Below are 25457 nucleotides of genomic sequence, written 5' to 3'. Positions count from 1 at the left end.
GATCGATCCGCCGGTCAACATGGTCGTCGATTGATCCGCTCCCCGAGCATTCCCCCGGCAGATCCGCCTCGCGCAGCGAGGCGGATCGGAGCGAGATTGGCGCACTTCATGAATCTTGAAAAGCTGTTGGCCGGCCGGCTGGCGCAGGCGTTCTCGGCCGTGGCCGGCGAGCCCGTCGACCCGGTCGTACGGCGGTCGCAGCACGCCGACTACCAGTCTGACGCCGCCCTGTCCCTGGCACGTCGGCTCGGCCGCCCGCCCCGCGACATCGCCACCGAGGTCCTCGGCCGGACGGAGCTGGCGGACCTCTGTGCGGCTGTGGAGGTGTCCGGTCCGGGTTTCATCAACCTGACGGTCGCCGACCCGGCTCTTGGCACCCTACTGTCGAGGATGGCCGCCGACGCCCGCCTCGGCGTCGCGGTGAGCGCCGCTTCCGAGACGGTGGTCGTCGACTACTCGGCGCCGAACGTGGCCAAGGAGATGCACGTCGGGCACCTCCGGTCCACCGTCATCGGCGACGCCGCCGTACGGCTGCTGGAGTGGCTCGGGCACCGGGTGATCAAGGCCAACCACCTGGGCGACTGGGGCACACCCTTCGGGATGCTCATCGAGCACCTGCTCGACCTGGGCGAGGCGGAGGCCGCCCACGAGCTGTCCGTCGGCGACCTGGACACGTTCTACAAGGCCGCCAGGGCGAAGTTCGACGCCGACGACACGCTCAAGGAGCGGGCCCGGCGGCGGGTGGTCGCCCTACAGGGCGGCGACGAGCTGACCCTGCGGTTGTGGCGGCTGCTGGTCGCCGAGTCGGAGAAGTACTTCCTCACCGTCTACGACCAGCTCGGCGTCCTGCTCACCGAGAAGGACTTCCACGGTGAGAGCTACTACAACGACATGCTCGCCCCGGTGACCGACGAACTGGACCGGCTCGGGTTGCTGCGGGACAGCGGTGACGCCGCCTGCGTCTTTTCGGAGGGGTTCACCGGGCGCGACGGGCAGCCGTTGCCGATCATCGTGCGCAAGCGCGACGGCGGGTACGGCTACGGTGCCACCGACCTCGCGGCGATCCGGCACCGGACCCGGGACCTCGGCGCCACCCGGCTGCTCTACGTGGTGGGGCTGCCGCAACGTCAACACTTCGAGATGGTGTACGCGGTCGCCCGGCAGGCCGGTTGGCTGAGTCCGCCCGCGCGGGCCGAGCACATCGGCTTCGGCTCGATCCTCGGCTCGGACGGCAAGATGCTGCGCAGCCGGGCCGGTGCCTCGATCAAGCTCGTCGGGCTGCTCGACGAGGCCGTGACCAGGGCCGCCGAACTGGCCCGGCAAAAGAACCCCGACCTCCCCGAGGCGGCCGTCGCCGACGTCGCCCGCGCGGTCGGCATCGGTGCCATCAAGTACGCCGACCTGTCCACCGACCGGATCAAGGACTACGTCTTCGACTGGCAGCGGATGCTCTCCCTCGACGGCAACACCGCCCCGTACCTCCAGTACGCCCACGCCCGGATCCGGTCCATCTTCCGCCGCGCCGGCATCGAGCAGTTCACCGCAGGACCGATCTCGATCGGTCACCCGGCAGAGCACGCCCTCGCCCTCGAACTGGTCAACTTCGGCACCGTCGTCACCGGCGTCGAGCACACCCTGGAGTTCCACCGGCTCGCCGGATACCTGCACACCCTCGCCGCCACCTTCAGCGGCTTCTACGAGCACTGCCCGGTCCTGCGCGCCGCCGGCGAGGTACGCGACAGCCGGCTGGCCCTGTGCGACCTCACCGCCCGGGTCCTGCACCAAGGCCTGTACCTACTCGGCATCGCCACCCCGGACCGCATGTAGCGAATCGTCTCTCGACCACTCCCGTGCACGGCCCGGCTACCTGTCCGCTGGCTCGGGGCTGAGCCGTCCATCCGGCGGACAGGTGCTGGGCCGGGTGTCGAACGGCGGTACGAGGTGGCCGAAGTTGGTGCCGAGGACCTCGTCGCTGACCCGGAAGATCTCGGGTGCCTGGGGGCCGACCCGGCCACCGCCCGGGAGTCGGGCGGTGGCAAGGGTCGCGGTGAGCAGCCAGCCGCGCGGCGACGGGGTGATGACGAGCCTTCCGTCTGCCGCGCAGTTGGGGGCGGGGACCAGTCGGTCACCATCCCAGCGGACCGACGCCGTCCGGGAGGCCCTTTCGTCGGCGTGCGTTGCCGCACCGAAGATCGTGCAGCTGGTGCCAATGGAGAAGACCTCCTCCGCGAGTTGCTCGACTGCGCTGGCGTCGGGCTCGTTTCCTTCCCGGGCGAGCAGGTTGACCGCGTGCAGCAGGACCCGACAGTCGGATGGTGCCGCTTCCATGGCCGACGTGAGCCGAGCGTTGAAGTCGGTGGGCTGGAACCCGCTGGGGGTGAGGATGCCGTCGACGGAGAAGCCGCCGCGGTAGCCGAGGCGTTCGCGTAGCCCAGCCCCGATCCGCTCGGTGTGGGTGACGAGATCGGCGGCACCGTCGAGCAGGGGAACGGCACCAGCACAGAGGAACGTCCCCTGCTCAGGGCGGGGAAGCGTCACGAGTTCCATGGGCGGGAACGGGATGATCCTGGTGGTGAGCGCCAACCCGTGCAGGCGTACCGGGATCCCTTCGAGGAGCGGCATCAGCCGGACCCGCCAGGTTCCGGATCCGGCGGTGGGGATGGTCGTCGGTGGTGGGCCGTCGCGCCACCACCAGATGCCGTCACCGCCGGCGGACGGACCGGCGCCCCTGGGCTGGCAGGAGCAGACGACTCCGGTGCCCTGGTCCACGAAGGCACCCAGCAGGGCGAGGTCAGCGGTGCCGTCACCGACGATCGACGGTGCGCGTGGCACCCCGGCGGCGTCCCACAGCGTGTCGACCACGGTCTTGTCCTCGAACAGCCGCCACGCGGGCTGCCTGACGCCGAACCGTCGCCGGGTCCCGGCCCTCGGCGGATCGAGCGGGTCGGGCAGCACGAGTGTGGCGGTGTGGTCGGGGTCGAAGGCGTCCGCCGGTTCGGCGAGCCAGCCGGAGCTGTCGAGCCCGCCGATCGCGTGGTGTTGCCACGCGAGGTGGTCGGACGCGCCGCGCAGTGTCCGGGGTCGGACCTCGGAGGGTGCGTCGTCCAGGGCGATGGCGAGGCACCGGGCCGGGCCGAGCAGGTCCTGCCAGGCTGACGCGTCGTCGGCGCGTCCGCAGAGGACGATCAGTTTGCCGTCGGGTAGCAGTTGGGTGATCGACAGGCCGGGGTTGTTCGTCGGCGTCGCCGCCAGGGTCGGTCTGTCCGGTGCAGGATCAGGTTCGCTGGTGTCTCGTGGACGAGTTCGTAGGTGTCCGGGCCGAGGTGGCGGTGGATCGTGTGGCGGTGCCGGTCGGGGTGCTCGTCGTCGAACTCGACGATGACGATGGTCGGCCGGTGCCGGGTGTGGTCGAAGGAGTCCCAGACGTCGAGTTCGGTGCCTTCGACGTCGATGCTGAGCAGGTCGCACTGCCCGAGGAGGTCTTCCAGGGGTCGGCAGGCGACGAGGATCTCCTGGTAGTCGGTGCCGCGTCGCTGCAGGCCGGACCACGAGGGCTTGTGGGCGTACATGCCGAACGGCCAGAGTCCGGGGGTGGCGGACACGGCGCAGGTGTCCACGGCGCAGCAGCGGTCCCGGAGGCGTTGGTGGTTGCGGGGGTCGGCGTCCACGCAGAGTCCGCGCCAGCCCCGGTTCTCGAAGTAGAGGCTGTTGCTGCCGCGTACGCCGTCGCCAGCGCCGACGTCGACGAACACTCCGTGCGCCGGGAGGTGGTAGTTCTCAGCGAGCCAGCGGTCCTCGCCCCACTGGGAGTGGTACGGCGCGGGTTGGGTGTAGGGCAGCATCGCCGTCATCCCCTCCACCGCTTGATCAGGTCCTGCTCACGGGCATGATCGAGCCACCGCTGTGACCAACTGCGCCGCAGCGCCTGCCAACCGAGGGCGTCGGTGATGCTGTCGGCAAGGGGGCGGAGGGTGAGGCCGGCGTCGATGGCGCGACTGTTGCTGACCGACATGAGAGCCAGTTCGGGGCTGCTGGCGGGCAACCACAGCGGAATCTCGGTCCACGGTTGGAGGCGATGGGCGAGGGCGAACTCCTCGCCGACGCGACATGGGGCAACGGCCCGGCCGGCGCTGGTCAGGACCGTGTCCACCAGGGTTCGGGCGGTGGTCCGGGCACCGGCGACGTTGACGACGCCGGTACGCCGCTGGTCGATGGCGTCGCGCAGGAACCGGGCGACATCGACGGCGTCGATGAGTTGGATGGCCTGGCGGTCGTCCATCGGGACGAGAACGTCGCCGCCGCGCAGGGCGCGTTCGAGCCAATAGGCGAGGCGTTCGCTGTCGTCGTACCGGCCGATGACCAGGCCGAGGCGGGCGATGAGCAGCGGTACGTCGGTCCGGTCGAGACGACGCCGGAGGTACCGCTCGCAGCGGAGCTTGCGGGTGGCGGAGGCACGTACCGGGTGGGAGACGTCAGCCGCGATGGTGGGTGCCCGCTCGGTCAGGCCGTGCCGGCCGAGTGTCCTGCGGTAGACCCCGCAACTGGAGACGAACAGGTACCGGCCGACGCCACCGAACAGGGGCAGGACCGAGCGCAGGTCGTCGACGTCGCGGGCGCTGGTGTCGATGACCGCGTCCCAGGGTTCGGCGAGGACGGCGGCTGCTTCGACGGTTGGTGCGCGCCGGTCGGTGAGGACGTGGCGGCTGATCCCGGCGAAGGGTGACGGTGACCGGCCCCGGTAGAGCACGGTGACGTCGTCTCCGCGCCGGAGGCATTCCTCCACGATGTGCCGGCCCACGAACCGGGTGCCACCGAGCATGAGGATATTCATCGCGGTGCCCCGCGTTCCGGCCGAGCGGGGCTGTACCCGAGCACGAGCAGCCGGCGTGGGTGGCCGGAGGTGTTGGGTCCGCTGGCGTGGACCAGGGCGGCGTCCCAGACCAGTACCGTGCCGGCCGCGGCGACCAGTGGTACGGCAGCCGTGTCGGGCGCGGCGGCATCCGGTACGACGGGCCCCTGGTTGTCCGTCGGGATCATCCCGATGGTGCGCCGGTGGCTGCCGGGCCATACCCGCAGCGCGCCGGCCTTCTCGGTGCAGGGGTCGAGGCAGACGGCGACGGTGAGCACCCGTGGGTAGCCGCGTGTCGCGTAGTAGGCGGCGTCGGTGTGCTTGCGAACCTCCTCACCGAGCACCGGCAGCGTCGCCCAGCCTGCGGAGATGTCGACGGTCTGCTTGTACATCAGCTTGTTGTCCATCAGCGCCGGGGGCGCACCGAGCAGGTCGGCGACGACTGCGCGCAGCGCGTGGTCGTCGGCCACCGTCGTGGCGGTCGGGGACAGGTCGACCACAGGCTTGACCTTGAAGACGTACGGCTTGCCGCTGGCGAGGCGCCACCAGGTGACGCGCGGGTCGAGTGTCCTGGAGGCCACCATTTGGGCGAGTCGACCACCGAGAATCTCGTCGGCCTCGACGCGGAGGTCCTGGATGGTGGCGGGCGGAATCAGGTCCGGCAGGACGAGGTACCCGTGCGAGGCGAACCGGTCGATCTGCTGCGCGGTGACCGCCGGCGCGATCGGTGGAGTCATCGGGCACCACCTTTCGTGGCGATCGGGATCAGGAAGTCGCGGCTGGGTTTGGTCCAGTGCGGTGGGGTCTGCTCGACCGGCATGGTGTGCGGGTGGGCGGTCCATTCCGCGAAGTGCCGGTCGAGGACCGCGCGGCGGGCCGGGCTGATCGCGGTGCCGCTGTGGAAGAAGCTGAACCGGCCACCGGGGCGCAGGCAGGGAATCGCGACGTTGGCGACGAATTCGGCGAAGTCCAGGTCGGCGTGTCCGTCCGGTGGCCAGGTGTCGTACATGATCGCGTCGAAGGCCCTGGTTGGTAGCCCCACGAGCTGCCACGGGTCGACGTGCACCCGCATGGGTGTGTCGAAGGCTTCGACCAGCCGCGTGCGAGCGGCCAGGGCCACGGCCGGGTGCGGTTCGATCGCGGTGTACGAGCCGATCTCACGCTTTGACAGCTGCGCGGCGAACACACCCAGGCCGAGTCCCACCTCCAACACGTCGGGACGGCTGAAACCCTCGGTGAGGTGGGCTACGTGCTCGCTCATCAGGTCGGCTTCGGCGAAGAACATCACGTACTGCGAGCCGATACGTAGACCCTCCGCGTCGATGACCGCGGGCTGGTCGAGGAGGGCGTCGATGTGTCGTTGGTGCACCGTGGACAGGACCTTGCGCGTCACAGCGGCACCCCGTCCCGGAACCGGGCCAGCGGCTCGGTGGCGATGAACCGGGCGGCGAAGGTCGGGGCACCGGCGACGACGCGTCGCACCACCTCTTCGATCTCGGCCACGGTGAGCGCGTCGACATCGCGGTCCACCGAGACCAGGACGTGGGCGGGAGCGTCGAGCTGGCCGCCGTTGCGGGCGGCGATCGTGACCTCGGTGTACACCGAGGTTTCGGCCAGCACCCGCTCGGCGGTCTCGGCGGCGAGCGCGGTGTAGATCTTGCCGGCGTGGTGCACCGGGTTCTTGCCGGCCGGGGCTTCACCGCTCGCCGGGCGGAGCGGCTCGATGACGCCGCTGTACCGGTTGCCGCGCCCGACCGCGCCACAGTCACCCTTACCGAGCGAGGTACCGAACGGTGCCAGGTAGCCGCGACCGGGGACGTCCTTGGTGTTGAGATGCAGCGACAGGCCGGTGACGTGCCGGGCTCGGGGCTCCTGATCGAGCAGCGACTTCAGTTCGGCGGAGACGGCGCTCTGCGCCTCGGCGAGCGAGGCCCGGTACGCCGGCCAGGAGCCGACCATCTCGGGATGGAACGGTACGGCGGCCGTGACCTCCAGCGCCGAGCCGATCCGGACCACCATGACCTTCACGTCGGTCCCGGCAGCCGGCACGGCCTGCCGGAACGCTTCGGCGGTGAGCCGGCGTTCCAGTCGCATCGCGAGATCGGCGGCGAGGCTGCGCCGGCTGGTACCGACGCAGACGACGGTGTCGTTGGCGACGGATTCGGTCGCGAGCACGGTGTTGATGTCCAGTGCCGCGTCCGGGCGGTAGAACCTCCGGTCGTGGTCGACGGCGGTGCCGCGCGTGTTGTTGATGTGCAGGCGGAGGTGTTCGAGGATGCGGCGATCACCGAGCGCGGCCGGGAGGATCTGGAGAACGACCGCTCGGAAGATCTCCTCGATCGGCACCTGGGTGGCACCGACCTGGTCGGTGATCTTCCCGAAGAGGTAGCAGTCGGCGGGCTTGAGGATGTCGAAGCCACCGAAGCGCACGTCGGCGGCGGCACCGACGAGGTTCACCTTGTCGACCCAGTGGTTGGGGATGGCACCGAACTCGCGCAGGCACCAGGACGAGTAGCGCTGGGAGAAGGCGTCGGCGACCAGGTCGGCGAGGCTGTCCGGATGGCCGACTCCCTTACGCTCGGCGACGTCGAACGGCTGGTCGTCCGGGTCGACGCAGGCGTGACGGATCGAGATCTGCATGGGGATGCCCTTCGGGTCAGAGGTCGTCCGGGTCGACGCCCTGTTCGGGGCGGACCGGAGGATCGACGAGGTAGGACAGGCACTGCGACAGGACCAGCACCCGCTTGGCGGGACACGGCTCGTTCACGTCCGCGGGCTGGAAGGTGCCGTCGTAGAGGTTTCCGTAGCCGGTGGGTACGGAGGCGCACCGGCGTACGTCACCGGTGACCGTGACTTTGAACGAGGTGACACCGGCGGTGCACGCCTGGCCCCGGAAGGAGAGCATCCCGTCGAGGTAGGGCCGGTTGAAGACGTACTCACCGGAGTTCGCCAACACCAGGGCCTTCTGCTCGTCCGTGTAGCCCTCCGGGTAGCGGACGCCCTCGTACACGCCCTTGAACACCTTGGCCCGGACGTGGTCCACACCCAACTCGCGCAGCCGGTCCAGGTCGGCGGCGAACCGACCGAGCAGCGGCGGGTAGAGCACGTACAGGGCGGTCACGTCGAACCCGCCGCGCCGCAGGATCAGGTAGTTGCGGGCGTAGGCGTCGAGTTCCAGCCCACGGAGCTCGCGCTCGGGCTGATGGATCGCGGCGACGATCTTCGCCACCCGGCCGGCCGGGACACGCTCGGCGAACTCCGCCACGTCGTCCGAGGCGAGGTTGGTGTTGATGCTGATGAAGTGGTTGGCGGCCAGGCCCCGGCACAGCTCGACGAAGCCGGGGAACATGAACGGTTCGCCACCGGACATGTGCACCAGGCAGACCTTGCCCAGCTCGTCGAAGCGCCGGACCACCAGCTCAGGGGTCGGCTCGTCGAGGTGCTTGCGGTTGAGCACGTGGCGGATCTGCGGGTGGCAGTACTCGCAGAAGAAGTTGCAGCGGTTCGTGAGGTGCCAGTCGAACTCCCAGTCCCATGGCGGTTTGGTCTGGGTCATCGCCGAAGTACGCATCAGTCCTCCGCTCGCCCGTCGGGGATTCACCCGCCGGCGCAGCCCTCCTGGCGGTGCGCCGGCGGGGACGCATTCAGCAGACCGCGAACCGGCACCCCTCGGGCAGGGGATGGAACCGTCAAGAGCGTCAATTCCGTGGACCGAAGCGGTCAACACGATCCGGTACTGTCGCGGTACTGTCGGTTGCCCCTGCGGAGGAGCCGATGGGATTGCCACCCGACCGCACCAACCAGACCCTCGCCGCGCACATGACCGAAGCGGGCCTCACCCCGCGCACCCTCGCGCGGGAGATCAACCGCCTCTTCGGGGCTGGCACGCTCGCCGAAACCGCGCCCTACCACTGGCGCGACGCGGGCGGCATCCCCCGCCCGCCGCTTCCGGCGCTGACCGCGTACGTCATCTCCCGTCGCCTCGGTCGCATCGTGACCGCAGGGGACCTCTGGCTTGGGCAGCCCGACAGCGCGGATGGCACGCTGGTCATGGCGGCCAGCACCGGCATGGACGGGCCGTGGACACTCGCGAGCACCATGCTGGTCGCCGAGGACTGGCTGTTGGGAGGACTGGTGGACCGGAGAACGTTCCTCTCCGTTTCCGGGGTCGCCCTCACCCAGGCCGTGAACATCTACCTCGGCGTACACCTACCGACGGACGGGGCCGCGCTCCCGACCGCGACACCCGACGACCCCCTCGTCGACCAGATCGAAGCCAGCGTGCCGCGCCTGCAACTGCTCGACGACGAGCGCGGTGGCGCGTCCGGCCTCGGCTACGTCGGCGCCCAGGTCCGCGCCGTCCTGCTCGTACTCCGCGACGGCGGCCACACCGACGCCACCACCCGCCGACTTCTGGTCGCCCTCGCCGACCTCGCCCAACTCGCCGGCTGGAAGGCGTTCGACGCCGGACAACAGGGTCTCGCCCAGCGCTACTTCTTCACCGGCCTGCGCGCCGCCCATGACGCCGGATACCGGGCCATGGAAGCGCACATCCTGGCCGACCTGTCCTTCCAGGCCGCCTCACTCGGTGACGCCGACAACGGCCTGCGCCTCGGCAGCGCCGCCCGCCGGGTCGCCGACCGGTCCGCCGCGAGCGTCCAGGCCTCCGTGCTGTCCCGCCTCGCGTACGCCCACGCCGCCGCCGGACACGTCGAGCAGTGCGAACGAACCTGGGCAGAGTCCCGCGACCAGCTTGCGAAGCGGCATCCCGACCGCGACCCGGAGTGGATGTACTACCTGACCCCGAACCACCTCGACTGCCAGGCCGGCTACGCGATGATCCTCGCCGGCCGCCAGGTGGTGGCCAACGGCAGGGGCACCGACGGGCGGGCCCTGCTCCGCAAAGGCGAGGCACTCCTGCGCACCGGGGCCTACGCCCGCCGACCGGACGTCCCCTACCAACGCCGTGCCCTCTACGAAGGTGCCTGGCTCGCGCTCGGCTACACCGCCCACGGCAAACTCGACGACGCCTGTGAGGTGACCCGAATGGCACTGCCGCGGCTCGAGCAGGTCCGATCGCCTCGCAGTACCGCCCTGCTGAGCGCGCTCGCCCAGGAACTCCGGCGACGGAAGCGGAACCAGAGCGTCGCCGACCTGCTCCCCGACCTTGAGAACGCGCTCGCGCGCCAACCGGCCTGACACTACGGTCGACCGATGAGCCGTACCGATCTTGACGCCCTGGTCATCGGCGCCGGTGTATCCGGTCTCACCACCGCAGTATGCCTCGCCGAAGCCGGACTGCGGGTGAAGATCTGGGCAGCCGAGCCATCCGAGCGGACCACCTCGTACGCCGCCGGGGCGATGTGGGGTCCGTACCTTGTCGAGCCCGTCGACCGGGTGCGGGTGTGGAGCGCTCAGACGCTGGACGTGCTGCGGCACCTCGCCACCGACCCGGCGACCGGGGTGCGGCTCGTCTCCGGGATCGAGGCGTCCCGCACGCCTGTCGAACCGCCCGAGTGGGGCAGCCAGCTCGACGGGTTCCGGATCTGCGAGCCGAGTGAACTGCCGGACGGCTTCGCCACCGGGTGGCGGTACACCGCCCCGCTGGTCGACATGCCGGTATACCTCGGCTACCTGCGCCGGCGGCTGGAGGCGGCCGGCGGTGGGATCGCGATCCGCCGGATTCACTCGCTTGGTGAGGCCGTTGGTGTGGCCCCAGTGATCGTCAACTGCTCCGGGATGGGTGCCCGTGACCTCGTACCCGACCCCGAACTGGCCCCGGTCCGCGGGCAGCTCGTTGTGGTCGAGAACCCCGGCATCACCGAGTTCTTCTCCGAAGACACCGGGCTTTCACCGGACCTGCTGCACTTCTACCCTCAGGGCGAAACCCTCGTTCTCGGCGGCACCGCCCAGCCCGGTGAGTGGAACCGGGAACCCGATCCGGAGACGGCCGCAGCGATCGTCGCCCGCTGTGCCGACGTCGAGCCTCGCCTGCGTAACGCCCGGGTCGTCGAGCATCGGGTGGGATTACGCCCCACCCGGCCGTACGTTCGGGTCGAGGAAGAGCAGCTTGGTGACGTGAAGGTAGTCCACAACTACGGCCATGGCGGGGCTGGCCTCACTCTCTCCTGGGGCTGTGCCTTTGAGATCGCACGTTCAAATCTGATCGTCTGATACAGCCCGCCTCGCGATCCTGTAGTGCTTGCCAGTCCTCCGAGGCTGCCTGCCGGCCCACTCGTTGGCGAAGGTCTCCATCTGGCGGAGGCGTGTCGGTGAGCAAACCTTGCGCTGTAGGGGGACGCCGTCTGGGCTGACCTCGTCGGCGGTCAACCCTCGCTGTCGCTGGTGATCCCGGCATGCGATTCCGGCGGCTGGGAAACGGCGACGTGGCCCTTGGCTGGTCTGTCAGCGAGAGCGTCGTCTCGTAATGTGAGATATCTGGACCGGCTGGCCAAGATTCTTCTGCCTGTTTCGGCCGGGAATCCGTCCCACTGGAGCCAAGTGCGGGTCAGCGGGTGCTACTGCGACCGGTTGGGTCCGGAAACGTCATGATCGACTGCTGGTGATGCTGGTTGACATGGTGCTGCCGGTGGAGGCGTACTGGTACGTAGACGACCGAGTGGCGGTCTGCCCGCCGGGTTCGATCGATCGGTGTGGTGACGCTCCTTCGGGGGCGTCGCCGGTTGTTCGAGGCTCGGGAGTGGCCGGGCCATCGATGGCTCTGAGTGACAGGGGGTTCGCCATGGAGGATGTATCTCCGGCGGGTTGAGTCGACGCCCTACCGGACCGTCGTGATCTCGACGGCTTCCGGAGTATCTGTCCCAGGCTGAGACGATCCCACCACCGGCGCGCTATGCCGCCCTGCTCGCCGCACCTGTTACCGCTGTCCCCGCTGCCGCGACCGCCTTTCTGGTGGTCGTGTCGGTCGTTGCTGCCCTCATCCGTCCTCGGGTCGGCCGGTGCGCCGGTCGGCGTGTTCGTTGGCAACTCCACAGTGCACATGTTCGCGGTCCTTCGGTGCCTGCGGCTCACACCTACGACGTCCCGACGTTCCATGTTTCTCATCTTCTTCGATCAAGGAGTTGCGGTGTTCCTCATGCATCTCGTCCCTGCGCTCCGGGTGGTGCCGGTAGCGGTGACAGATCCCCGTCTCAGTCCCCGTTACGGGGTCCGGGTTGGCGTCAGTGTTGAGGTCGGTCTTCAACCGGACGCCGGAACGGACCCCCTGTTCCGTCTCACACCGCAGGTCAGACCGGCTGTCGACGCTGTCGGCTTGTCCTGCGACAGACCCTGCCTGGTCTCGGGTCTCTCCCCCTGGGGCTGGCATTCCGCGCGGAGAGGAGGTGGTAGCCGGTGGATGATCCGGTCCTTCGGGTCCAGTCCCAGCTGACCGGCCGCGACCGCGTGCTGCTGGGCTGGCTCTACGACCACGGGGTGTTTACGTCGTTCCAGATCGCGCACGCCCTGTTCCCGTCTCTCGATTTCTGTCAGCGCCGGCTGCGGACGCTGTACCGGTTGCGGTTGGTGGCGCGGTTCCGGTCGCAGCGGGCCGATGGCGGCTCCTACCCGTATCACTACGTCATCGACCAGCTCGGCGCCGAGGTCGTCGCCGCCGGCCGGGACGAGCGTCCGCCGAGGCGTGATCACGCCCGTGTCGAGCGGCGTCGTTGGACGTCGAGCCGCACGCTGGAGCATCGGCTCGGGGTGAACGGCTTCTTCACCGACCTCGCCGGCTACGCCCGCACCCACCCGGATGCCCGGCTGGGGGAGTGGTTGTCGGAGACGGCGTGTCAGCGGTTGGGGGTGTTCACCAGGCCGGGGGATCCGGCTCTGGTGCGCGCGTATCAGCCTCGGGTACGTCCGGACGGCTACGGCCTGTGGATCGTCCGGGGAGTAGGGGTGCCGTTCTTCCTGGAGTACGACACCGGTGGTGAGCCGCTGTCGGTGCTGGTCCGCAAGCTGGTCGGCTACCGGGAGTGGTTCGGCACGGTGGGGCGGGTGTGGCCGGTGCTGTTCTGGCTGCACTCCGCGGCCCGTGAACGGAACCTGCGCCTCGTGTTGGCCGAGACGCCGCCGTTGATGCCGGTCGCCACCGGTGCCCGCGACCATGCCGCCACGGCGGGCCTGTGCCCGGCTGAGGCGGTGTGGGCCTTGGCCGGCGGGGACAGGGAACGGCAGACGCTCGCCGACCTGGCGGCGTGGGTCGTCGACGATCGCGACCCGCTGGGGGAGGCCGCGTGATCGACGACAGATCGCCGGACGCCGTCCCCACGCGGTCCGCGTACGAGACCGACCTCCAGCGGTCCTGTCACCGGTCTGTCAGCGTCTCACCAGGGGCGGCTGACAGACCGGTGACAGAACCAGACAGCCCTGACAGCGACGACGCCGAGGTACCGTCCCGTCCGCCGTGCGGCCGGTCCGCAGTCCTGGTGTGGGCCGGTCCGCTCATGGTCCTGGACCGGCGTGTGGGGATCGCGCGTCCGTTCGTCCGGTCCGCGCGGAATGTGGGTGGACCGGGTGTGCGTGCGGTCCGGTCCGGGGAGGTGGTCCGCCACGACACCACCACGTGACCCGGACACGGGTCCGGGACGTAACCGGGCCGAGGGGTTCCTCCAGGTCGTGATCATGCTCGCGATTGGTGGGGCGGCTGGTGCGGCCAGCTTCACCCACGTCCACAACGTGGCCGCCGCTCACGGTCAGCCGGGCTGGTCGGCGTGGGCGGACGCGATCGTGCTGGAGCTGATGTCCATCGCCTCCGGCCTGGAACTACGCCGCCGCAAACGAGCCGGCGTCTCGGTGGTGTTCCCGGCGACGGTGTTGGCCTGCGCGGTGACGCTCTCGCTTGCCGCGCAGGTTGTGGAGGCCGAGCCGTCACCGATCGGCTGGATCGCCGCGGCCGTGCCCGCGCTCGGGTTCCTGGTCATGGTCAAGATCGCCCTCGGATACACCGACACCACACCCAACCCCACCCACTCCGGACCCGCCGCGCCCACGGACCAGTCGGCGGACCAGTCCACCACCATCGACCCCGCCCGGTCCGGCGGGGACAGCGACGCCCCGTCCACCCCACCATCCGCAGACCCGTCTCTCCCAGCGCGGACCGTCCCCGACACCAGCGACCCCCACCCCGACAACGGACCGGACGGTCCGCGTCCCCGCTCCGGTGGACCGGTCCGCCGAGGCCGGTCGTCGCGGCGCGGACCGTCTACCCACCTCCACGACGCCGAAGAGTTGCTTCCCGCCGCGCGGCGCGCTCAGGAGCGTCTCGCCGCGCAGGGGCAGCCGTTGACCCGGACCGCCCTGGCCGCAGGACTACGCGCTGCCGGGCACACCGTGTCCAACAAGAGAGCTTCCCAGTTGCTGAGGATCCTCAAAGCCGAACGGCATCCGACGTCCTCAACCGCAGCCCGGCAGCCACCTGATCTGGCCGACGGCAGGACGCCACCGGCAACACCGGACCTTTCCACAGCCACGACCACCAGCTCGTCTATCCCGCAGCCGCTCGCATCGCACTCAGGAGACCTCACACCATGAACGCCGACACCACTCCCACCAGCGACACCCGGCCGACCAGCCCACACCCGTCTACCGGGGCGCTGTGGACCGCCGAGCGGATCCGCGCGCTCGGTGCCGCCACCACCCTGCCCACCGCCGCAGCCGTACTTGGAATCAGCCGGTCCCAGGCCTACCGCCTCGCCGCCACCGATACCTTCCCCACACCACTGATCCGGGCCGGCACCCGCATCATCGTCCCGGTCGCCGGCCTCCTCCGAGTTCTTCTCCTCGACCAGCCCACTCCGACTCGCGACCACGAGGGCCGGCGACTTGATCCCGCCGTGGTGTCGAGCGTGGATGCAACGACCCCGCCACCAGCGGACTACACCCACCGCCGCTGGCGGTACCACGTCGAGCACCCAGGAGACGACAAGTGAAAGGCTCCACGTTCAAACGCTGCGGCTGCCGCGACACCACCACGGGCCGCCGCCTCGGACGTTCCTGTCCTGATCTGCGCCGGCCCGGCGGTGGTTGGTCCCGTAACCACGGCCAATGGCACTGGCAGATCGAACTACCCGCCCGCGCCGACGGCACCCGCCGGCCGCTACGCCACGGCCCCTACCCCACCCAGACCGATGCCGACACCGCCCTGGACCGCATCCGCGCCGCCCTGGCCGTCCCCGACGCCAGCGACCCACACGTCATGGTCAAGACCGGCGACCTCATCGAGACCGCCGTCAAGACCGGCGCACCCGTCCCCACCCCCGACCAGGTCCGCCGGACCCTGCACCTGGACATCACCCCCACCGAACTCCCCACCATGGCCGAGTACCTCACCGACTGGCTCGCCGGACGCAAGAACATCAAGAAGGGCACCCTGCGCTCCTACGAGGGACACATCCGCCTGTACCTGATCCCGCACCTCGGGCACCTGCGCATCGACCGGCTCCGGCCGGGTCACATCGACGCCATGTACGAGGCCATCGGGGAGCGCAACACCGCCATCGCCATCCTGCGCGCCAGCCGGGACCAGGCGACACGCGACCAGGTCAAGAACCAGCGGGTCGTCGGCCCGAGGACGATGCACGTCATCCACGCCACCCTGCGCAAGGCCCTCAACGACGCGATGCGCCGCCACCGCTACCTCGACCTCAACCCCGCCCTCCTGGTCGAGCTACCCCGCGCCCGACCGCCCAAGCCCACCGTCTGGACCGACCAACGCGTCCGCACCTGGCGCGACACCGGCAAGACCCCCAGCCCGGTCATGATCTGGACCCCCGAACACACCGGCCGATTCCTCGACCACACCCACGACGCCGGCGACCGCCTCTACGCCCTCTACCACCTCATCACCTTCACCGGCCTCCGCCGAGGCGAAGCCTGCGGCCTGCACTGGGACGACCTCGACCTCGACGCAGCCACCCTGACCGTCCGCTGGCAACTCGTCCAACAAGGCTGGGCCACCGCCATCGACACCCCCAAAACCAGCGACAGCGAAGCCACCGTCGCCCTCGACGCCGAAACCGTCGCCGTTCTCCGCGCCCACCGGGCCCGCCACCACCGCGAACGCCTCACCGCCGGCACCGCCTGGACCAGGACAGGCCTTGTCTTCACTACGCCCACCGGCGGTCGGCTACACCCCGCCGACGTCACCGACCACTTCCACCACCTCGCCACGCAAGCCGGACTACCACCCATCCGCCTGCACGACCTCCGCCACGGCGCCGCCACGATGGGACTCGCCGCCGGCGTCCAGATGAAAGTCATCTCCAACCGACTCCGCCACTCCAGCCCCCACTTCACCGCCAAGTTCTACGGCGACGTCCTGCCCGAGCTATCCCACGCTGCCGCAGAGGCAACAGCGGCTGTGGTACCGCGACAGCGGGGTGGCGGAGCGCGGTCGGCATAGCAGGCCGGGTCGAGCGGCAAATGCTCCGGCGTGGCCTCCCCACCCAGAGGGCCAGGGAGGCCACGCCGCCTACTCGTCCCCGAGAACCTCCTGCGCATCGAGGTCAGTGATCTTGGTCGGCAGAAGGTACTGCTCGATTTGCTCCGCGAGGTGAAGTGGCCACGGCAGGATAGTGGTGTTCCGCACGTACGGTGCGGCGTCCCGCAGGTCGTGCGCCAGCGCCGCCCAGTGCTCGGGCTGGTCGCCGTCCTGTATTCCCGCCACAAGCAGTTCGATGAACTGTGGGTTCCACACCTGGGCCTTCGCCTTCGGGGCTGTGAGCTTGCCCTTGTGCTCGCCGGGGATCAGCTTCGACACGCCTTTCAACGCCCCTGAGTGCGTGCTGGGCTTGCCCGTGGTGCTGCCGTACACCCGATCGACCAGGAAGCGCCACAAACCCTTGGGCTGGCCTGTCTCGTCATCGGTGATGCCGTAGCACTCCGGCGTCTCGCCGCCTTCAACGGTGCGAACGCGCACATGGCGCAAGCCCGGTAGCTTGCTGACCGGCTGGGGGTCGCCGGCACCGAAGCCGAGGTTGTCGAGCTGGATGCGGCCGTTGGTGAGGGTGTTCCAGACGCCGCGCAGGTTCTGCGCATGGGTGAGCAGCAGCGTGTCGGGGAATGCGCCGGTGGCCTCGTCGATGACGTCCTTGGCAAACCGGACCACGTCGTCGGGACCGCATTTGAGGTCCACGTTGACGTACCGTTTACCGATTTCCAGGAGCCCGGTGTGTAGAGGCTGCCAGGGCACCTTGGGCGCACGGACCTGTACATGCTGACCGGTGGGATCGATGAGCACGGCGACGGGTACCTGTCGCCCGAGCCCCCAGACGCGCCCCTTGTTCTGGCGAATCATCCAGATGGCCAGGAGGGCAGGCTGCCGGAGAAGCGTGTTCCGCGCGGGCTCAGGAAGCGGCTCAGGACGTACACCGAGCTGCCGGAACAGTTCATCGACGGCTGCGGCGAACCGTTCTCGGTTCGGGTCGGACGACTCCTTGCGTGGGGGGCGCTTGGGCTCGGCGACCGGGGTGACGAACTGGCTGAGTCGTCCCGTCCGCAACAGGCCGTGCCGGATCGCGAACTTGGGGTCGTCGCCGCGCCGCCGGCCCTCATAGGCGTCGGGACCGGCGATCTCGACCAGGGCGACTGTCGGGTGGGCCGCCTGACCGAGCGCGTCGGCGATGTGCACGATCCGGGCCTCCACCGCGGCCTGAGGGCGTCGTCCGACCCGGTCAAGGTCGGCGCGGATCGTCGGTGCCGCCAGCCGACGGACCCCGACGGTCGCCCCGCCCAGGTCGATGAGCGTCTCCGTCTCGTCAAGCTGTTCAGCACGAGGCATCGGGACACCGAGACGGGTGGTGAGTCGGTCAAGGGCGTACTGCATGGCTTGGTCGTCGTCGGTGAGCAGCTCGATGTCCAGGCGCGGCCCGACGATCTCACTGAGACAGGTGGCCGAAACCGGACTCTCGCTGATGCCACCAAGCCCCTTGTATACGGTGCACTTCTCGCGGGGTAGCGGCGCGGCCGGACGGAGATGCGGGCTGAGCTCGCTGACGACCCAGTCCATCAGCGGCTGGCGGTCGGCCACCGACAGCCCGGCGCTGACCTTCTCCGCCGATAGCATACCGGTGCTGTACACGAGCGCAGCTGCGTCGCCGTGACGCTGCAGGTAGTCCAGTGGCTTGTCGACCAGCTGCTGCGGGTCGGGCAGCCGGTCGAGACAGCCGACTTCCTTCAACACGCTCGCTAGGGCGTCGTCCCAGCGTGGCCCAAAACCGTTCGAGCCGTCCTTCTCCGTCACCTTGACTCGCTTGATCCGCGCCGTGCCGAAGTGACGAGAGTTCTCTAGGCCGGCCAGGTACGGCACGGTCGGGGCCAGATACACCGAGTGGCCATGGTCGAGAGCGAGCTTGCCCCGTACAGGCATCCAGCGCCGTACGCCGTACGACAGATAGACGAGTAGCTCGTCACTGGTGGGCAGGGTCTGCGCGGTAATGCCGATCTTGACCGAGAACGGGGTTTGGTCCTCGATCCGCTCCGGAGGCCAGGACATGACTTCCGCGCCTTCGGCGCTTGGGCAGCGCAGGAACCGCAACTCGTTATGCGGGCAGGTCGTGTCCGGGCGGGACAACGTCGCCGCGATCTCCATTGGGAGCAGGCGCATGGCTCGCTGCCGTTCGTCGGGTGCGGTCAGGTTGAGGTGAACCGGCGACCAGCTGAGGTCCCTCGCGTGCAGCTGCGACAGGGCCAGGGCGATCTGCTCCGGCGTGCCCTTCTGCGCGCGCACCCACGCCGCGACCAGGTTGAAGATGGCTGCCGGGTTGACCTCGCGGTATGCGAGCAGCCAGTCCTGGTCGTCGTCGCCACGTCCGGCGTACGGAAGCGTGACGACGCAGTCGAGGACGAGGGCGGTGATCGCGTCGTTGAGCGAGGCGATCGGGATGCTGGCGACCTCGCCGCCCCGCTGTGCCTGGGCGAGGCGGCGCAGCGGCTCCTTCCAGCGGCCAGGAAACCGCATGAGGTGGTAGGTGCGTTCGATCGGGGCTGCGGGATCGAGACGCAGGACGGTGACAGCAAGGTTGTCGTAGCGGGGTGCCATTCAGCGGTCTCCCATGTTGGTGAGTGCGCGGTACAGGGGCTGGTAGAGCGCCTGGACCAGGTGCCGATCGGTGTGGACGCCGGTGGATTCGAAGTACGGGGTGAGCACCTCGCGCATGCCGTGCAGCAGGCTGGTGCTGGCATCGTCGAGGTCGGTGTCGGTGTCGCTCCTGCGGGCAGTGACCGGTGCGAAGGCGGCATCGCAGAAGTAGACCTTCGCGGCTTGGCCGCCACGCAGGAGTCGGCCCACGACCTGCCAGATGGTGACGAGTTGGGTCCAGGCAACGCGTCCACGTTCGTCCGTGCCGAGTTGGCTGTAGGCGACCAGGGCGTGCAGCAACCGCCGCCACTGACGCTGCGCGGCTCGGCGTCGCCGGTTGCCGGCGCTCGCGAGTCGTTCGTGTGCCAAAGAGTCGTCGTCGAGCGGGTAGGGGCGTAGTTGTTCGAGGGCGTATTGGTTGATCCGCTGGGTGACGTAGCTGAGGTCCTTCGGTCGTGGGTGCGGGCGTACCAGGAAGAACGCGGCACCGATGGCGGCTACGCCCTCGTTGTTGAGGATGTTGTGCCCCCGCTCGACGGCCAGGATGGGGGCGACCAGCAGCCGCGCCTCGTCGGTGCCGAAGTCCGCGACATCGCTGCGGCGCAGCAGATGACCGTCGTCCCAACCGGTCTCCAGTTCGTCGTCGCCGATGAGGCAGTGCACCTGCCCCTGCCAGGAGGACTTGCGTCGGAGCAGCTCGTTGGTGACGGTGCGGGCCTCGGCGTAACTGCCGACCAACAGCATGATCTTCTGCCGGCCCGGCGGCAGGGTGGCTCGCTCCCGCTCCAGGCGGTTGGGCTGACCGGGTCCCGCGCCTGGCTGGGTCAGGGCCGCGACCATCTGTCGCAGGGCGCTTGCGCGTTCTGCCCCGTACCGGCCGGACACCCAGATCGGGGTGCTCCGCTCGCCTTGGTGCTGGATGTCCAAGGTGAACGTGGTCTCGGAGATGGCAGCGAGTTTCTGCGGTGACGGGCGCAGGATCGCCTCGACCGGTACGTCGATGTGGTAGCGAGGCGAGGTGCCGGCCCAGCTTGTCCCGGACAACAGCAGCACGTTCGGGCCCCGCCCTTCGGCGGGAAACAGGTCTGGCAGGCCGACCAGCAGGGCGCGCCCTACGCCGGTGTAGCGGAAGAACCGGAACTCGCCCAGCTGGCCGTCGCGGCGGGTGGGGTCGTCTTCGACGTACTGGAAGCCCAGCACGTTACCCATCGGGGATTCGGGCACCGCGACGGCGAGGTCGCTGGGCGGTCGGCGTACCTCTGCCGGAAGCGTGTCGAACATGTCCAGCTCGGCTGCGACTTCTGGCCAGATGGCGAGCATCAGGTTGAGCCGGTGCGCCATCACGGCGACGGCGACCGCCAGCTCCAGTCGCCACACGTTGCGGTCGAGTTCCGCAGGTGTGATCTTCCTACCCTCGACCAGCTCTCGATCGCTGAGGTCAGTAAGCCAATGCCGGACGGCGTCCTCTCGTCTCTCCTCCTCGGTGTCGGACAGTTGCGCCTCGGCCAGGGTGGCCAGACCCCCGGCTACCTCACCGGATGCTCCCGTCGGGTCGTCGATGAACGCGTTGAACTGCTCGCGCAGCAACGTGTAGAGCTCGTCGTTGTCCCACCCGGGATCCGGTTTGCGGCCCTTTGCGGCGGTGTAGCCGGCCCAGTCCTTGGCAAGGCTATTGAACAGAGTCCAAGCCGTGAAGTAGTCGGGGTCGAGCCAGTTCAGCACCGGCTTGCCGGCGCGAACCCGGTCCCGCTGCAGTAACTGGTAGATGATGTCGGCTGCGGAGCGGGCCTGGTTCAGTGCCGTGGTGAACCGGCGGATCTGCCGGGAGCTGACCGGCGCGCGGCCCGTGGCACGCAGCTTCTCCGCCACCCGTGCCCCGATCTCGTCGATCCACGCTTCTTGGCTCGGGCCGAGCAGCACCTGTGCGCTGGCGAACATCTCATCGAGGTTTGCCTGCACTTGGTCGGCCTCGTCGAACAGGATCAGGTCGCTGCGCCGCCACGCCGCTTCCAGGTACCGCATCTGCTCGTGGCTCAACGGTCCGGGCACAGGGGTGTGCACAAGGCTCCACGGCGTCGCGATCCACACGTTCGCTGTGACCAGCCGGCGGGCGGCCTCGTGCCGCTGGCATCGGTACCACAGCGGGCAGGTGCGCCGGGCTCCTTCCCGCCAACCATCAACCGGGGCATCCGGGTCGGTCTCGATCAGGTGTTGGCAGGGCGCTTCGCGTACCTCGAGCGGTTTGGATGCGCCTCGGACGGCATCGAGCGGGCAGGCCGTGCTGACCAGGTCGAATCCGTAAGGCTCGGGGGGTAGGAGCCGGCCAGGCGCCGGCGGCTGGAGCCGATGCAGTCGCTCCGCATGTCGGGTTCGGTTCTGCCCCATGACCGGTGCCGCCACCACGCCGTCGTAACAGGACAGCTCGTGTGCCGTACGTAGTGCGGCTGAGTTGTCGCCGACCACGATCGTCACCCGGAGGCCGTGTTGCGCCGCCCAGGTCGTCAGGATCGTCACGAGTGTGCTCTTGCCGACACTGACCATGCCGACCATGTGCAGGATCCGGTCGATGCGAAGGGTCGTGGCGTCGCCGAAGGTATCGTCGGCCAACCGGATCTGCAGCGTGACGTCCTGCAGGCGCTCCTTCCATCGATGAGGGGAACGTCCGGCCTGCAGGTCGACGGCGTCCATAGCCCGGGCGGTCTCCACCAACTCATACCAGGTGACTTCGATCGGTGCCCGTGTCCGGACGGTCAGGTCATGCAGGGCCGGAGCCGGCGCGGGCGGAAGGTTATCCGGTACCGTCACGCCTTGACCACGTGCCGTGGAGCTCATGCGGTATCGGCCGGGTGCCGCGAACCGTACGCCGGTGGTGGCAAAGGGCAGGGGCTCGGTGAGTAGCTGCTCGTACCAGCCCCACCTGTCGGCCGCCACACTGCACTGCCGGCGTACCGGTCGGCCGAGCGGGTCCAAGCGGTAGCCCCGCACCGTCTCAGCGGCGGACAGGTAGGCCCGCAGCAACTCGTCCCACCCGTAGGGGCGCTGGCTGGGCCACAGCAGGGCTCGCGCGTTGGCGAGTCGGACCGCTGCGTCGCCTGGCGGGTGCGGCACCGCTTCCCACAGCGCCCGGTAGCCGTCGAGCAGCGCGGGTACTCCGCTGGCGGCTTGATCGGCGGCGACTGTTTCCAGGAGGTACAGGCACAGTTCGGTGTCCAGGAGCCGCGAGGGCGAAGGCTGATCGCCGGTCGGGTTGTAATGGCCGCGGAGGGCGCGGGTGAAGCGGTTGCGGATGGTGTTGATTTGTCTCATGCCTCGGCCTCCACCCGCCGCTTCACGGCAGTAATGAACTCCGCCTCGGATACCGCCACGATTCGCTGGCCAGGCCGCACCTGGGGGCACGCCTTTCGCAGTCGTGCCACGTACCGCGGATGCGCCGTGACCTGCTCTCGACCGATGACGACGTATGCCCTTTCTGCCTCCGACGGCACGGTGAACAGCCGCTCCCGCAGTCGCCGGGCCAGCCGTACCGGACTGCGCCAGGCCTTGACGTCGGCGACCCAAGGCCGTTCCTCGAAGACTGAGATGTCGCACGCGTCGAAGTCCGGCCACAACGCGACCGGCACGCCGAGCTTCCCGATCGCGTCGGCGATACGCAGTTCCGCACGACCCGGTGCGGTGATGAAGGTGCGCAGCTCACGCCGCAACCACCACACGCCCTCGCTGGCCGGGTGGTCCGCCCCAGCCGTGCCGGGTGCCGGGCAGGTCTCGTCCTCGCAGAACCAGGTCCGATCGTCATCCATTGGTAATCGGAGACCGCCGCATCCGCGACAGGTCCGGATCACTCCGTCCGCCATCGCCTCCGGTGGCGCCTCCACGTACGCCTGCCGTACCTCGTTCGCCAGCAGCGCCAGGTCAGGATCCGCCAGCCGCGCGTCGAGCTCGATCGCCGCGATCGCCGGCTGCCGGATCAGGAGCTCACGGAACGCGACGTAGGAGTGTGGTGCCTGGGCGGCCCGGGCCTTGTCCATCACCGCCCGCAACAGCGCGTTCTCACGGATCTCACCTTCGACATCCCCACGAAGGCTGCCAAGTTCCTCGCAGGCCGCCGTCGGGCGGCCATAGATCAGCAGCGACTCGTCCGGGTCGGCGTCCGCGCCGGTGAGGTCGATCTTCCAGTCGCCGAACGGCTCCTGCGCAAGCTGGAGGAGTTCCATCACGCTGGCCGGGGCGGTCGCGTCCTGATGCCAGGCGAGCAGGGTCAGTCGGTCCAATGCGAGCTGCAGGTTCGCCGGGTATGGCAGCCGGAACGCGTCACCCGACGCGGTCTGCTGGGCGTACTCGAGGATCCCGCTGGCGAGCTGCGCAACCGCGATCTGCGGGTCGGGCAACCATGATGGTGCGGCGGGCGAACCGGTCATGCATCACCTTCTGTTCGGAGGAAGACCTGGGTCCAGGCATCTGCGCTGATCCGACTTGGCTGCTGCGGGTTAAGTCAGCGGGCGAGGCTGGCGTGCCAGTCCGACAGGAACGCGTCGACCAGGGCGTGTGCCCTAGGGCGTACGTCGAAACTCTCGCCGACACGACGGCGAGCCATCTGGGACAAGCCGTCGGCGGCCTCGTTCAGGGCGTGCCCGCTGTGCCCCTTGACGTGCTGGAAAGACAGGTCCGGCCGACGGCTAACCGCCTCGGCGAGCCGGACCAGCGTCGGCTGCTCGGCCGACCGGCGCTGCCGCAGGTCGTAACCGGCCGGCATCGCGAACACCTCGCCCTTCTGCCAGCGGTGCAACCAGCGCAGGGCGATGGCGCTGTCCACCAGCACCGTCATCCCCGCAGGCGGTTCCGCGTACGCCGAGAGCAGGAAGTCGACCGCCCGCAGCTCGTTGACCAACACCTGCGATACCCCGGTCGGGTCCTGCCAGCCGGTGCCCCGGCCGCGCAGACCGTAGTGGCCGTCGCTGACCACATACGCGATGCCGCCGGCGCGGTCCTTCCAGCTGGCGTCGGTCGCGGCGACTACCGGCGCGGACACCGCCACCCAGCGTCCGACCCGGCTGCGGCCCTGCTGCGGGTCCGGATGCGGCTGGCAGGGTGTGCCGTGCGCGGCAGCGAGCCGCTCGGCGTTGTCGAGGAGTTGCTCGGCTGAGCCGAGCTCGTCGTAGTGGACTGCGGTGAGGGCGAGGACCACCGCGTCGGCGATGGCCTGACAGTCGGGGCAGGCGTTGCGGAGGACGTATCCACGCAGCGACAGGGCGCGGGCGTGTAGGGGATCGGGGAGCAGGCGCAGGGCGCGGTGGAACTCATCGGGACGCACGACGACCTCCCCTCAGAACTCGGCGACGTCGGTGACGACGGCGGTCAGGGTGTCGCCGGAGCGCTCGGTGCTGGCCATTTCCTCCTGTTGCACCGAGGCGGAGTCACCGGTCACCTCGAAGGTGTTGATGATCGGGTCTTCGGCACCTTTGACCTGGTAAGTCACCTCGTAGGTCCGGTCCGGATCCAGGTCGCCAGCGCCGCGGTAGGCCACGTCGATTCGATAGGTGAGATTGCAGCCCGCGGTGCCGAAGCACTGCTTGCGCAGGATCTTCACCTTGAGCGTGAAGTCCCTCTTGGTCGGCGTGGCGTACTTGGGGAGCGTGGGTGCTGTCGTCGCCGAAGCGGTGGTCGGCACCGCCGCAGGCGGCGCGCTGCTGGCCGGAGTAGCGGCCGCCGCCGGACCGGTACCGGCGGTGGCATCGGTCGAGTCATTGCCCACCGCGGTGACTCCGAGACCACCGAGGCTGAGGGCGATGACGAGGGCGATGCCGCTGACAATCAAGGCGCGGCCCCGGGAGGGCTTGGTGATGGTCGGGATGGGCTGTGGCGGGCTGGGGGGTTGGGTCATGGCGATCTCCTCCATGAGCAGGTGTGGTCAACGGTGGTGCGGCCGGGCGGCGGGCGCCCGCACCAGCTCGGTGCGGACGGCGGATCAGCTGAGCGCGACCGTCACGCCGCCGGAGAACGGCGAGTCGTGCAGCTCGAGCTTGGTGAGCTTCACGTTCTTCGGGATGTCGAAGACCACCACGCCGGTGACCTGGTTGCCGGGGTTGATGTCGTTGAGGAACGTCTCGGCGTTCTTGTTGGCGTAGATCGCGGCACCGTTGTCGGCGGAGTACTCGGTACCGTCGGCGGCGTACGCCTTCTGGCTGCTGCCGTCGAACATCTGCGCCTCCTTGCCGATGTTCTTGACGTTGATCGTGACGAGGCAGAACTGGCCCTGCGCCTTGGCGCCCAGGAGGTCGGTGCCGACCTTGGCGACGCCGCACTTCGACGACTTGACGGTGAACTGGAACTTGCCGTCCCGGGCCGGTTGGCCGATGGCTGCGGCCTTCGGCTTGTCGTCTCCCTTGGCGCCAACGGCGTCGGTGCTGTCGTCGGTGCTGCCGGCGCCGCATCCGAGGGCGACGAGAGCGGTGGCGATAAGAGTGAGAGAAGTGGTCTTACGCATCGAAATCCTCCTGCGGTAAAGTCGCGGCGTCAATCAGAGCACTCTCT

The 25457-nt window shown here is 69.3% G+C and carries 20 protein-coding genes; 7 read left to right on the top strand and 13 right to left on the bottom strand.

Annotation, left to right across the window (positions count from 1 at the left end; translation table 11 throughout):
* Positions 1 to 108 precede the first annotated feature (108 nt).
* Entirely contained in the window at positions 109 to 1827 is a 1719-nt protein-coding gene (gene argS, locus QSK20_RS06820; protein WP_285787717.1) for an arginine--tRNA ligase, read from the top strand.
* A gap of 36 nt (positions 1828 to 1863) precedes the next feature.
* Here argS and QSK20_RS06815 read toward each other — a convergent pair whose 3' ends face one another.
* The 7 genes from QSK20_RS06815 to QSK20_RS06785 all read right to left on the bottom strand — a co-directional run bounded on the left by QSK20_RS06815 (position 1864) and on the right by QSK20_RS06785 (position 8420).
* Entirely contained in the window at positions 1864 to 2862 is a 999-nt protein-coding gene (locus QSK20_RS06815; protein ID WP_285787716.1) for a hypothetical protein, read from the bottom strand.
* A gap of 323 nt (positions 2863 to 3185) precedes the next feature.
* A complete protein-coding gene (locus tag QSK20_RS06810; RefSeq protein ID WP_285787715.1) occupies positions 3186 to 3851 on the bottom strand; it encodes an FkbM family methyltransferase in 666 nt (221 codons plus the stop codon).
* A complete protein-coding gene (locus QSK20_RS06805; RefSeq protein ID WP_352232283.1) occupies positions 3848 to 4819 on the bottom strand; it encodes an NAD-dependent epimerase/dehydratase family protein in 972 nt (323 codons plus the stop codon). Before QSK20_RS06805 ends, QSK20_RS06810 begins: the two co-directional genes overlap by 4 nt.
* An 8-nt stretch (positions 4820 to 4827) precedes the next feature.
* Positions 4828 to 5586, bottom strand: a complete 759-nt coding sequence (locus QSK20_RS06800; RefSeq protein WP_285787713.1) for a phytanoyl-CoA dioxygenase family protein — start codon at positions 5584 to 5586, stop codon at positions 4828 to 4830.
* The gene (locus QSK20_RS06795; RefSeq protein ID WP_285787712.1) at positions 5583 to 6242 is read right to left on the bottom strand and encodes a class I SAM-dependent methyltransferase; all 660 of its coding nucleotides are present in this window, start codon (positions 6240 to 6242) and stop codon (positions 5583 to 5585) included. Before QSK20_RS06795 ends, QSK20_RS06800 begins: the two co-directional genes overlap by 4 nt.
* On the bottom strand, positions 6239 to 7489 hold the full coding sequence (locus QSK20_RS06790) for a methionine adenosyltransferase (RefSeq protein WP_285787711.1): 1251 nt from the start codon (positions 7487 to 7489) through the stop codon (positions 6239 to 6241). The genes QSK20_RS06795 and QSK20_RS06790 overlap by 4 nt, the downstream gene beginning before the upstream one ends.
* Positions 7490 to 7505: 16 nt before the next feature.
* A complete protein-coding gene (locus QSK20_RS06785; protein ID WP_285787710.1) occupies positions 7506 to 8420 on the bottom strand; it encodes a radical SAM protein in 915 nt (304 codons plus the stop codon).
* A 203-nt stretch (positions 8421 to 8623) separates the two neighbouring features.
* On the opposite strand from QSK20_RS06785, the gene QSK20_RS06780 reads away from it, so the two are divergent.
* The 6 genes from QSK20_RS06780 (at position 8624) to QSK20_RS06755 (ending at position 16253) form a co-directional block, all read left to right on the top strand.
* The gene (locus QSK20_RS06780; protein WP_285787709.1) at positions 8624 to 10048 is read left to right on the top strand and encodes an NsdA family TPR-like regulatory protein; all 1425 of its coding nucleotides are present in this window, start codon (positions 8624 to 8626) and stop codon (positions 10046 to 10048) included.
* A 15-nt stretch (positions 10049 to 10063) separates the two neighbouring features.
* Entirely contained in the window at positions 10064 to 11023 is a 960-nt protein-coding gene (locus tag QSK20_RS06775; RefSeq protein WP_285787708.1) for an FAD-dependent oxidoreductase, read from the top strand.
* 1179 nt (positions 11024 to 12202) lie between these two features.
* On the top strand, positions 12203 to 13090 hold the full coding sequence (locus QSK20_RS06770; protein WP_285787707.1) for a replication-relaxation family protein: 888 nt from the start codon (positions 12203 to 12205) through the stop codon (positions 13088 to 13090).
* 384 nt (positions 13091 to 13474) lie between these two features.
* Positions 13475 to 14383, top strand: coding sequence for a DUF2637 domain-containing protein (locus QSK20_RS06765; RefSeq protein WP_285788059.1), 909 nt, complete (start codon positions 13475 to 13477; stop codon positions 14381 to 14383).
* On the top strand, positions 14380 to 14781 hold the full coding sequence (locus QSK20_RS06760; RefSeq protein ID WP_285787706.1) for a hypothetical protein: 402 nt from the start codon (positions 14380 to 14382) through the stop codon (positions 14779 to 14781). Before QSK20_RS06765 ends, QSK20_RS06760 begins: the two co-directional genes overlap by 4 nt.
* A complete protein-coding gene (locus tag QSK20_RS06755; RefSeq protein WP_285787705.1) occupies positions 14778 to 16253 on the top strand; it encodes a tyrosine-type recombinase/integrase in 1476 nt (491 codons plus the stop codon). The genes QSK20_RS06760 and QSK20_RS06755 overlap by 4 nt, the downstream gene beginning before the upstream one ends.
* Before the next feature lie 69 nt (positions 16254 to 16322).
* Here the strand turns inward: QSK20_RS06755 and QSK20_RS06750 are convergent, their stop codons facing one another.
* The 6 genes from QSK20_RS06750 to QSK20_RS06725 form a co-directional block, all read right to left on the bottom strand.
* Positions 16323 to 18890, bottom strand: coding sequence for a pPIWI_RE module domain-containing protein (locus QSK20_RS06750; RefSeq protein ID WP_285787704.1), 2568 nt, complete (start codon positions 18888 to 18890; stop codon positions 16323 to 16325).
* A complete protein-coding gene (locus tag QSK20_RS06745; RefSeq protein ID WP_285787703.1) occupies positions 18891 to 22235 on the bottom strand; it encodes a pPIWI_RE_Z domain-containing protein in 3345 nt (1114 codons plus the stop codon).
* Entirely contained in the window at positions 22232 to 23344 is a 1113-nt protein-coding gene (locus QSK20_RS06740) for a pPIWI_RE_Y domain-containing protein (RefSeq protein WP_285787702.1), read from the bottom strand. Before QSK20_RS06740 ends, QSK20_RS06745 begins: the two co-directional genes overlap by 4 nt.
* Before the next feature lie 74 nt (positions 23345 to 23418).
* Positions 23419 to 24237, bottom strand: coding sequence for a ribonuclease HI (locus QSK20_RS06735; protein WP_285787701.1), 819 nt, complete (start codon positions 24235 to 24237; stop codon positions 23419 to 23421).
* A gap of 12 nt (positions 24238 to 24249) precedes the next feature.
* Complete coding sequence (locus QSK20_RS06730) at positions 24250 to 24807, bottom strand: hypothetical protein (protein ID WP_285787700.1); 558 nt, start codon at positions 24805 to 24807, stop codon at positions 24250 to 24252.
* An 84-nt stretch (positions 24808 to 24891) separates the two neighbouring features.
* Positions 24892 to 25410 carry a DUF4352 domain-containing protein gene (locus QSK20_RS06725; protein WP_285787699.1) on the bottom strand — a complete coding sequence of 173 codons (519 nt, stop codon included), beginning with the start codon at positions 25408 to 25410 and terminating at the stop codon, positions 24892 to 24894.
* Positions 25411 to 25457 lie beyond the last annotated feature (47 nt).

The sequence above is a fragment of the Micromonospora sp. NBRC 101691 genome, from assembly GCF_030269285.1.
GTDB lineage: Bacteria > Actinomycetota > Actinomycetes > Mycobacteriales > Micromonosporaceae > Micromonospora > Micromonospora echinospora.
This window is presented reverse-complemented; position numbering and strand designations above follow the sequence as displayed.